Source organism: Megasphaera vaginalis (ex Srinivasan et al. 2021), assembly GCF_000478965.1.
In the GTDB taxonomy this organism is placed as follows: domain Bacteria; phylum Bacillota; class Negativicutes; order Veillonellales; family Megasphaeraceae; genus Megasphaera; species Megasphaera vaginalis.
Genome location: NZ_AWXA01000020.1, coordinates 24178 through 34004, shown reverse-complemented (window position 1 = coordinate 34004; position 9827 = coordinate 24178). Strand labels below are relative to the sequence as shown.

9 protein-coding genes are annotated in these 9827 nt (G+C 51.7%); all 9 read right to left on the bottom strand.

Going from position 1 to position 9827, the window contains the following annotated elements; genetic code table 11:
- Positions 1 to 86: 86 nt before the first annotated feature.
- The 9 genes from phoU to HMPREF1250_RS04035 all read right to left on the bottom strand — a co-directional run bounded on the left by phoU (position 87) and on the right by HMPREF1250_RS04035 (position 9722).
- A complete protein-coding gene (gene phoU, locus HMPREF1250_RS04075) occupies positions 87 to 734 on the bottom strand; it encodes a phosphate signaling complex protein PhoU (protein ID WP_023053336.1) in 648 nt (215 codons plus the stop codon).
- A 13-nt stretch (positions 735 to 747) separates the two neighbouring features.
- Entirely contained in the window at positions 748 to 1518 is a 771-nt protein-coding gene (gene pstB, locus HMPREF1250_RS04070; protein ID WP_051356054.1) for a phosphate ABC transporter ATP-binding protein PstB, read from the bottom strand.
- 80 nt (positions 1519 to 1598) lie between these two features.
- Positions 1599 to 2474, bottom strand: coding sequence for a phosphate ABC transporter permease PstA (gene pstA, locus HMPREF1250_RS04065; protein ID WP_023053332.1), 876 nt, complete (start codon positions 2472 to 2474; stop codon positions 1599 to 1601).
- 4 nt (positions 2475 to 2478) lie between these two features.
- Positions 2479 to 3399, bottom strand: coding sequence for a phosphate ABC transporter permease subunit PstC (gene pstC, locus HMPREF1250_RS04060; RefSeq protein WP_023053334.1), 921 nt, complete (start codon positions 3397 to 3399; stop codon positions 2479 to 2481).
- 11 nt (positions 3400 to 3410) lie between these two features.
- The gene (locus tag HMPREF1250_RS04055) at positions 3411 to 4298 is read right to left on the bottom strand and encodes a phosphate ABC transporter substrate-binding protein (protein WP_023053338.1); all 888 of its coding nucleotides are present in this window, start codon (positions 4296 to 4298) and stop codon (positions 3411 to 3413) included.
- A 151-nt stretch (positions 4299 to 4449) separates the two neighbouring features.
- Positions 4450 to 6195, bottom strand: coding sequence for a sensor histidine kinase (locus HMPREF1250_RS04050; RefSeq protein WP_023053327.1), 1746 nt, complete (start codon positions 6193 to 6195; stop codon positions 4450 to 4452).
- Positions 6192 to 6875, bottom strand: a complete 684-nt coding sequence (locus HMPREF1250_RS04045) for a response regulator transcription factor (protein ID WP_023053333.1) — start codon at positions 6873 to 6875, stop codon at positions 6192 to 6194. Before HMPREF1250_RS04045 ends, HMPREF1250_RS04050 begins: the two co-directional genes overlap by 4 nt.
- 135 nt (positions 6876 to 7010) lie before the next feature.
- The gene (locus tag HMPREF1250_RS04040) at positions 7011 to 8549 is read right to left on the bottom strand and encodes a hypothetical protein (protein WP_023053330.1); all 1539 of its coding nucleotides are present in this window, start codon (positions 8547 to 8549) and stop codon (positions 7011 to 7013) included.
- An 18-nt stretch (positions 8550 to 8567) separates the two neighbouring features.
- Complete coding sequence (locus HMPREF1250_RS04035; RefSeq protein ID WP_036242611.1) at positions 8568 to 9722, bottom strand: hypothetical protein; 1155 nt, start codon at positions 9720 to 9722, stop codon at positions 8568 to 8570.
- Positions 9723 to 9827 lie beyond the last annotated feature (105 nt).

Here is a 9827-nt window from a genome sequence, read left to right as displayed (position 1 = left end):
TTTTTTTATTAATATTCCGTTTCATACACCCAAACGCGCACGGCAACCGTACAAAAGGAGCTATTTTCGCACTCCCTGATCAAAACTTACGCCAGAATCTCATTGCGTTCCCGGTAAATAACCCATTCGGCAATATTATTGGCATGATCCGCCATCCGTTCAATATACTTGATAATAGACAGGTAATCCACATATTGATGCGCATAATCCGGTGTTTCCGTCAAGTAACGGGAAATTTCTTCGACACTGTTGCTGAAAGTGGTATCCACTATGTCATCGCGATCCTTCATCAACTCGGCCCGTTCCTGCCCTTCGCCTTTATACATCGCAATCGATTCACGCACCATGGCCCGCATGACGTCATACATCTCTTTCAGTTGTGACGGCGGCTGCGGTACCGGGGGAAACCGTTTCAAATGAAGGACGTAATGACTGATATCGGCGCAATGATCGGCAATACGTTCCAAATCGGAGAGGATTTTAAAAGTTGCCATTAATTTGCGCCAATCGGCGGCGACAGGACTCTGCATCAGACTGATAGTCATGTCCTCTTTCATGCAGTCCCGCACCAAGGAATCGATCAGATCATCGCCGCGGTATACTTCGTCGGCGATCTTTTCATCCATCGACTCGATCCCTTCCCAGGTTTTATCGACGGCCGTTTCAATGGCCGCGCTGAGCTGATTGATTTTTTCTTCAAACTCTTTTATTTTCAGTTCATATACTTCTAACATTCCGTTGCCTCCATCATCCGAACCGGCCCGTAATATAGGCTTCCGTCTTCTCATTCGACGGCTGCGTAAACATGTCGACAGTATTCGAAAATTCAACCAGTTCTCCTAAGAGGAAAAAGCCGGTTTTATCGGAAATACGCTTTGCCTGCTGCATGCTGTGCGTCACGATGACGATCGTGTATTTTTGCTTTAATTCAAGCGCCAAATCTTCGATCTTCTGCGTGGAAATCGGGTCCAAGGCCGATGTTGGTTCATCCATGAGGATAACGGACGGCCGCGCCGCCAAGGTGCGGGCGATGCAAAGCCGCTGCTGCTGACCGCCGGAAAGGCCCAGGGCGCTTTCGTGAAGGCGGTCCTTCATTTCATCCCAAATAACGGCCTGCTTCAGACTTTCTTCAACGATCTGCGCCAATTCCTTTTTGTTGGTAATACCTTGGACACGCGGCCCGTAAGCGACATTTTCAAAAACGCTTTTCGGAAACGGCGTCGGCTGCTGAAAAACCATCCCGACCCGATAGCGCAAGGCCAGCGCATCCATTTCGCCGAAAATATCTTTTCCTTCAAAGAGAATTTTTCCCGTAACGTGGCAGCATTCAATCAGGTCATTCATTCTGTTCAGCGTCTTCAGAAAGGTGGATTTACCGCACCCTGAAGGCCCGATCAGCGCCGTGATCTCATGCTGCTTGATTTTCATATTAACGTTTTTCAAGGCCTGCGTCTTGTCGTAGAACAAGTCGAGCCCGCTGACATCAAACGTGTATTCCTGCGATTTCTCCGCCGCCATATCACCGATGTCGGCAGCGGTATATTTGCCGGCCGAGATCGTCGTCCCTGCACCGCCCAGTGTCGTCGTCAAATCCGTCATCATTTATTTCCTCCTAATTTTCTGTCAATCCGCCAACTGAGATAGCGGGCCGCCAAGCTGAAAGATACGACCAGTATCATCAAAATGGCGGAAGAAGCGCCTGCTAATTGAACGGCGTCGGGATGCAGCGCTTCCGTACGCAGCGACCAAATATGAAGTGCCAGCGTTTCGCCCGGTCGAAAGGGGTTAAGCGGACACGTCCGTGACATGATGTCCCAGTTGTTCCAGTTGATATCCGTCGACATGCCGGCTGTAAACATCAACGCCGCCGCTTCACCGAACCCTCGTCCAGCCGCCATAATAAGACCGGTCATGATCCGCGGAAAACACGCCGGCAAGAGCACGCGCCAAATAGTCTGCCAATGAGACGCGCCGAGACCGAGACTGCCTTGCCGATAACTGTCCGGCAAATTACGCAATGCATCTTCCGTAACGGAGGTGACCAAAGGCAGGGTCAGAATGGAAACGGCCATGGCGCCGGCAAACAAATTCCACTGCGATCCGGTCAAAACGATGAACGCCAAGTACCCGAACAGCCCGACAACGATAGACGGCAAGGAAGCCAACGTTTCAACAGCCATGCGAACCCACTCGGTAATCTTGCCGTGACCGGCATATTCGGCCAAAAAGATACCGGCAGGAATTCCCGTTATGGCGCTGCCGATGAGGGCCAGGAATACCAAATATATGGTATTAAAGAACATATTGCCCAAGCCGCTGCCGGAGAATGACAGCATAGACAGCTTCATGCCGCCGAAACCCTGACCGATGACAAAGCCGACAAAGGCAATGAGGAGGATGACGGAGAAAGCCGCACCGCCGAAGAGAAGCAAGGTCATTATTTTATCGACCCGTTTTTTATGAGCCAAATTCATCGCTTTATGACCGTCCTTTCAATTCGGATACACTGTGAATTCTGTGAATGAGATAAATAAACACGAACGATAAAATGAAGAGCAGAAGCGCCATTGTCCAAAGGGCAGCACTGTATTCGCCGCCTTCCATCGCTCCGCCCATATCGGAAGCAATGGCCGTTGTCAAGGTGCTGGCCGGCAGGAAGAGGGACGTCGGGAAAACTTTCATCTGGCCAATAACCATCGCTACAGCCAAAGCTTCTCCCAAAGCTCTCGCCAAACCTAAAATAATGCCCGTAAAAATGCCGCCACTGGCCGCCGGCAGGACGATATTGCGTATCGTTTCCCAACGCGTCGCGCCCAGTCCGTAGGACGCTTCACGCCATGCATTCGGTACGGCCGTCATCGCGTCGGCGGCCATCGTCGTAATCGTCGGAAAGATCATGACTGCCAACACGCAGCCGGCAGCCAATACGGAAAAGCCGAAAGGCATCGGGAACAGTTTCCGCAAAAACGGTACCAATACAGTCAAGCCAATCCAGCCGTATACGACTGACGGAATTCCCGTAAATAGTTCCACTGCCGGTTGTATAAGCCGGCGTGTCCTCGGTTCGGCGATCTCCGTCATGAAGATCGAAGTCGCCATGCTGATCGGCAGCGAAATCAACAAAGCCAGCAAACAGGTAACCAGGGACCCGGCCAAGAACATGCCGGCACCGATCATCCCGCCGCCTTCGGCAGTATCACTCGGAGCCCATTGCCCGGAAAAGAGAAATTCCGTTAATCCATGCTGAAACACGAGGAACGTATCGCTGCCCTTCCAAAACAGAAAGGCGCCGATAAAAAAAGGTACAAAGGCAGAAGCAATGCCGCACACTGATATCAGTGTGCGGGCAATGGTTTCATGCCTTTTAGCTCGTGAAGCAGCTAAATCGAGCGTTGACATGAACTTCCTCCTTAATGAACGTCTTTAGTCTGCATCTTGCTGCTGACACCGTAACCGAGTTCTTCAATCCGCTGACCGTATTTATCGGATAACATGTAGTCGATGAAGGCTTTTACGGCATCTTTCGGCTGTTTGTTCGTGTATACGTGTTCATAACCCCATACGGCGTATTTGCCGCTATACGTATTGGCCAAAGTAGGTTCTACACCGTCAATGGCGATGGTGCCGACGCTCTTGTCGTTCACTACGTACGGAAGAGCTACATAGCCGATAGAACCGGGATTTTGCGCAACGCTTTGAACGAGGATGCCGGAGTTATCCGTTTCCAACGTCTTGTTGCTGCTTTCTTCCTGTCCGTTCAAGGCATATTTCTGATAGAGCGCGCGGGTACCGGAAGTCTTGGGCCGTGTAACGAGCACGATAGCCTGATCCGGACCGCCGACGTCTTTCCAGTTCGTGATCTTTGCCGTGAAGATATCCTGCAGCTGCTGTTGCGTCAACGATTTTACAACCGTTGCAATGTCGGGATGAACGATTGTGGCCACCGTCATGACACAGATCTTATGGTCTTCCAACTTGCCCGCCTGTTCCGCCGATAACTTGGTTTCTGCCGGAACATCGGAGTTGCCCATATCAACGGATCCGTCGGCAACCTGTTTCAAGCCCGTGCCGGAGCCGCCGGCATTCAGACTGATTGATACATCGGGATTTTCAGCTTTGAATTTTTCCGCGGCATCTTTGACCAAAGGAAGCAACGCCGATGAACCGGAGCCCGTAATGCTGCCGGAAACGGCTTGCGCTTTCTTGCCCTTGTCATCGCCGCCCTGACTGCCACAGCCGGCTGCGCCCAGAACCATCATTGCTGCCAAAGCGACGAGCACCAATTTTTTCAATTTCATTATAAATCCTCTCCTTTAAGTATACTGACTGCATGTCTCTTTGCTACATCCCTATGGTATCAAGGACCTGTAAGGTTTCCATATACGCTATGTAAAGTTTTGTAAAAAGCGGCTCCCCGACAAGGGAGCCACGCTACTGTATATACGATTATTATCTTGCCGCCGGGAAAAGGATGCTGATCTCCGTCCCCTCGGCCTCTCTGCTCTGCAGCCGTATTTGGCCCTGATGCTGTTCGGCAATGTGCTTGACAATCGCCAATCCCAGGCCGCTGCCGCCGATTTTCTGCGAACGGCTGTCGTCAACACGGTAAAATCGTTCAAAGACCTGCTGCTGCTTATCCTCGGGAATACCGATCCCCGTATCGCGCACAGTGAGGAGAACCTTGCCGCCGATTGCGGCGATGTTGATGTACACATGACCGCCGCGGCGGTTGTATTTGACGGCATTGTCGATGAGATTCATCAAAAGCTCACGCAATAACGCTTTATCTCCCCAGATCATCGCCGCTTCCATCTGACAGTGTACAGTCACCTGCTTATCGGAAATCAGCGGTGAAATAAAATTGATAATATCTTCCGCCAATTCCTTGAGAACGACTTTTTCCGGTTCCTTCCTTTTTCTTCCTTCTTCAATGTGCGAAAGATGAATAACTTCCTGAATCATGCCCAAAAGCCGTTGCGCCTCTTCATGGATCCGGCGCCCAAACCGGTGAACATCGGCATCGCTTTGATACAAACCGGCTGATAACACTTCGGCAAAACCGCTTATCGAAGTCAGCGGCGTCTTCAATTCATGAGTTACGTTGGACGTGAACTCCCGGCGCAGCTGTTCCCGCCGTTCCCGCTCCGTAACGTCAATGACGATAAAAATTACGCCGTAAAATTCGCCGTCATCATACACGCGCTGGATGATGAGTTCATATTGGCGGCTTTGACGCAAAAATTTGCGGCGTATCCCGTCATCGGGAAGCCTTTCGTGCAAAAGCTGCTGCCACGGCACTTCGGGAAAGATTTTAGGCAACGGCAAACCGCAGACATCCAGATGCTGCTTAACATTCAGAAACTGCTTGGCAACACCGTTGATGCCGAGAATATTGGCGTCTTTATCTGTCAGCACGACGGCTTCCGTAAGATTCTCCATCATCAGCCGGACCGTGTTTTTCTGTTGCTCCAAACTCCGGACATCGGCGTTTATCTGCCTTCCCTGCTCAACGATCTTGTGAATCAGCGGCTGAATCTCGTCATATTCGATAAGAAGCTGTTCCGATGTCGGCATAGCCGCAGCGCCGTCCTGCGCTTCCCGAGACGAAAGATTGATCCGCTCGATGATTCTGGCAGTCCGCCGCAACGGCTCCAGGAGAGATTCCATCAACCGATGCGAAATGATGACACAAGCCAGAACGGTCAGCCCGATAAGGGTAATCAAGATGGGCAGGCTGGCAAACAGATGACTGTACAGCGTATTCCGCTCCGTGCTGACGCGCAGGACGGACTGATCGTCCAGACGCAGGGCCGTGTAATACAATGCCTTGGATAAGGTCTGTGAATCGCGGATCGCCATGCCGGAGCCGGTCGCAATAGCCTCCTTTACCTCAGGCCGCGCCATGTGGTTTTCCATTTTTCCCTTGTCATAGTCGGATTCATAAAGAACATCGCCGCTCTTATCGATCCACGTAATACGCAAGTTCCCCCGCGCTTGGGAAACGACGTGAGCCAAGTAAGCGTCTTTATCAGGCGCTTCTTTCAAGCCGACGGAAACACAGGCGATGGCGCTGCGCAGTTCTTCTGCCGACTGCTCTTCCATCGACTGCCAGAAAACCCAACTGTAGCCGGCAGCCGTTAAAAAGATGCAGAGAATCCCCATCAGAAGAAGGCTGAAGTATACGCGCCGTTTCACGAATGACCACCTACGACATAGCCTACGCCGCGTACCGTCCTGATGACGGAGCCGCCGTTGCCCAGCTTATGGCGCAGGCTCTTGACATGCATATCGATGGTACGGCTTTCTCCGGCATAGGTAAAGCCCCAAACGGCTTCCATAATCTGATCCCGTTTGAGGACGATATCGATATTGACCAGCAAGTATCGCAGTAACTCGAATTCCTTCGCCGTCAGACGGCAAAGTTCCCCGTCAACACGTACTTCATGCTTGTCCGTATTTAAAACAATGGGTCCATACGAATATACGGCGTTATTCAAATTCTCTCCCGGACGCCGCCGCAATACGGCCCGAATCCGGGAAATCAGTTCGATAATGCCAAAGGGCTTACAGACATAATCGTCAGCTCCCTTATCCAACCCCTTGACCACATCGTACTCACTCGTCTTAGCCGTCAGCATAATAACGGGAATATGCTTATAATCACCATTATTGCGCAGTTTTTCCAAAATTTCGATACCGCTTTCACCGGGCAGCATAATATCCAGAAGCAGCAGATCCGGAATCTCCCGCTTGAGCCCTTCCCAAAAGTCTTTCCCGTCGCCGAAAGCCACCGCTTCGAACCCTTGTGCCTTTAAGGCGTACGCAATCAGCTCACGAATACTTTCATCGTCTTCTACGCAGTAAATCAATGCCATCAGATCACATCCTATACCATCAATGCTTAAGCCTATATTTCTTTATATTATACTAGCAAAAGGGCCGTACATGAACACGTTCGTGTAAAAAAGGAGTAAAAAGACTGTCATTCTCTGCAGAATGACAGTCTTGATTTATAAGTCGAAATCCTTGGCGATAACGGCAACATCCCATTGTTTTTCTATTTGTTTATACGTCACCGTTGCAACAAAAGAATGCAGATCACGTACCCATGTGTAATTGCGTTCAGAAATGTCGCCGTTGTCCAGATCTTTTCCCAAGGAAAAGATAAACGTATCGCGCGGCGTCAACACGTATCCGAGAGAAATGCCTTTTTGCCGCGGTTTGTCGATCGTATCAAAACGATACGGCGTATAGCCGCTGATATTATGCTTTCTGTACCACAACGTCGTCCACAGGCGATCGGTAAGGCGTTGATGCAAAACGGTCCCCCAATAGGAATCACTCCGTTCTGCCGCATACGCATCATACAGGTCGCGGCGATACCCGGCAAAAAAACGTACATCGGCGCCATTCCATATCGCTATCGGCGCATGGGAAATTTCCCCTCTATAGCCTTTATGCAAACCCGTTCTGCGCCCGTCTTCGGACCAGCGCCCCCAAGCGGCACTGCCGTCAAGATATATGCCGGAGCCGCCAAAATAGAGGCGCGGCAAATAATACCGCAATTCAGGCCACCTGACAGCCCAAATGTGATCGGTATTGTCCGTACTTTCTTCTTTGCTGTATCCGAAGGTGAAATCACCGTAATGCGTCCGCTGGTGCAGCAAGACCTGCGGCTTGAATCCGCCGCTGAAATGCAGCTGATACGCCACATCCAGCGATAAGCCGCCGTTTTGATTCAACGGAAAGATCGTGGCCCCTCGCAATCCGAGACCGTCATCACTGTTATATGTCGGCTGCGGCAACAAGGAAAACAGCCAACTGCGCTTATTGCCTTCAGGCGTCAGATTGCCTTCGTAATGACCATAGGTCAAAATACAGACATGTTTAAACCATAATTTCGTATTTTCCGATGTAAATCTGTCCCCCGGATAAATGCGAATATCATCGCCCGTCAAGTAGTAATCCGGCGTTTCGGCTACTGCGTGAGGCGTCGTGATCAGGCCCCGGCGAATATACACGACACCGTTATCCAACTGGGCGCTGGTGCCGCGAATATACAACGGAACGTCGCCCCCCTGCACATATCCGTTCACTGTAGCCATGGAAGCGCTCTTCTTCGCGCCGTCATAAACCATGTCTTTACCGTTTACAACTTGTCCGCCGCTGATGTAGAGAACTTCACCGGGAGCGTGATACTGCTGCGACTGCGAATTTCCTTCGACATAACCCGTATGAAGCTCATCGACACCTTGGTAAACATCGACATTGCCGCGGCCCTGTACACGGTGATCCGAAGCACGGACCGACAAGGAATCTGCCGTCAGCTTTACCGGCGGCTGCGGCAGGGACGGATCCGAATCCCGCGCCGCCCGATCCAGATCCACGGGAATAACGCTCATGCCATCAGTCACGGACACTGCCGCCGTCGGTCGACTATTCGGTTGTTCGATCCGTTCCTTCAAGGAAACGGCATCTGCCGCCGCAACGGTTGTTACGCTCATCTGCACCAGCAATGCCATGACGGAAAGCGTCAGTTTCTTATTCATTCTCTGCCACCTGATCATCTAGTTACCGGTCGGCGTAATCTTCACAACCGTACCGGCATCGACAGGACCTTCCGTCGTTTCCAAGTTGACGGGAACCACATCTCCGGACGAAGCAGATGTATCGGCGGCGATATCGCGGTGCAGCTTTTCAAAACCGTTGTCGGCCGGTGCCGGTTCAGCTCCCGTCACCGGAACGGCGCCGTTCTTCGTTGTCGAGACACCGCTCGCGGCAAGATCTGCCGAGTACATATCATCGGCAGCACCGCCCTCCTTAAAGCCGACGACTTCCGTTTCGGCCTTCGTTTCCACATACATTTCCGTACCTGCCGGAATCTCCACATTATTGCCCTTGACAAACAATCCGCCGACAAGACCGACAGGTCCCAACACGATGGCGCCGGCAGCCGAAGCGCCGACAGCGCCGGCCGTACGTTTGTATTCTTCCTTCGTCTTTTCGCCGACAACCAACGGAATCGGCGAACCGTCAGCACCGCGCACGGAATCATAAGAAATCTCGATTTTCCCGTCCCGGCCGAACCGCCCGGCCTTGCGGGCCTTCGTTATCGTCCCGTTCGTATCCATGCCGCGCGGAATGACAACGACATCGCCTACCATAACATCTTCTGAAACGGAAAAATGAACGACCTCCCCTTCAGCCGCCACGGCAGAATCAATGGCATCCAGATTTCGGATCTTGACGAGAGTCCCCGCCGGGATCGTGACGCGCTGCGAAGTGTATTTTTTGTTCCCCAGCAAGGCCGTCCGAAGCGAGGCGATGCGGCTGCGCAGCGGGCCCGTACCGGCAGCGCCGTTGAGTCCCTGTTCCATGGCCGACACACGCACCAGCAAAGGTTCATCGGTCACTTTCCCGGCATATTTCCACTGCATCATATTGACGGCGGCCAACATCGACAAATCGGCGCCCGAATTACCGTAGACCTCCTTATATATCGCATCCGTTCGCGCCTGTGCACTGCTGCTGTCCGTACCGCCGCGGAGTTCTTTATCCAAAGAGGCGATCCGCTCATTCAAAGCGCCGCTTTGCGCAGAACCGTATACCGTTGTTTCCACCTTTTCCGCCTTTTCCAGAATCGAATAATCGGCCGCACCGGCGGCTACCGTCCCACACAGGGCAATAACAGCCATGACACATGCTATTCTTCTATTCCACATATCGCATTCCTCCACCGGAAACTGTAACTGATACTGTTTATACAAAATAGCTCAATCGTTATCTTTCATTATATAAAAACATATAGTAAAAATCAACAGGAACGG

What these genes read in the sequence shown, in the direction of transcription:
- phoU (WP_023053336.1), bottom strand. Translation starts at nt 734, where the DNA reads ATGTTAGAAGTATATGAACTGAAAATAAAAGAGTTTGAAGAAAAAATC.
- pstB (WP_051356054.1), bottom strand. Translation starts at nt 1,518, where the DNA reads ATGGCGGCGGAGAAATCGCAGGAATACACGTTTGATGTCAGCGGGCTC.
- pstA (WP_023053332.1), bottom strand. Translation starts at nt 2,474, where the DNA reads ATGAATTTGGCTCATAAAAAACGGGTCGATAAAATAATGACCTTGCTT.
- pstC (WP_023053334.1), bottom strand. Translation starts at nt 3,399, where the DNA reads ATGTCAACGCTCGATTTAGCTGCTTCACGAGCTAAAAGGCATGAAACC.
- HMPREF1250_RS04055 (WP_023053338.1), bottom strand. Translation starts at nt 4,298, where the DNA reads ATGAAATTGAAAAAATTGGTGCTCGTCGCTTTGGCAGCAATGATGGTT.
- HMPREF1250_RS04045 (WP_023053333.1), bottom strand. Translation starts at nt 6,875, where the DNA reads ATGGCATTGATTTACTGCGTAGAAGACGATGAAAGTATTCGTGAGCTG.
- HMPREF1250_RS04040 (WP_023053330.1), bottom strand. Translation starts at nt 8,549, where the DNA reads ATGAATAAGAAACTGACGCTTTCCGTCATGGCATTGCTGGTGCAGATG.
- HMPREF1250_RS04035 (WP_036242611.1), bottom strand. Translation starts at nt 9,722, where the DNA reads ATGTGGAATAGAAGAATAGCATGTGTCATGGCTGTTATTGCCCTGTGT.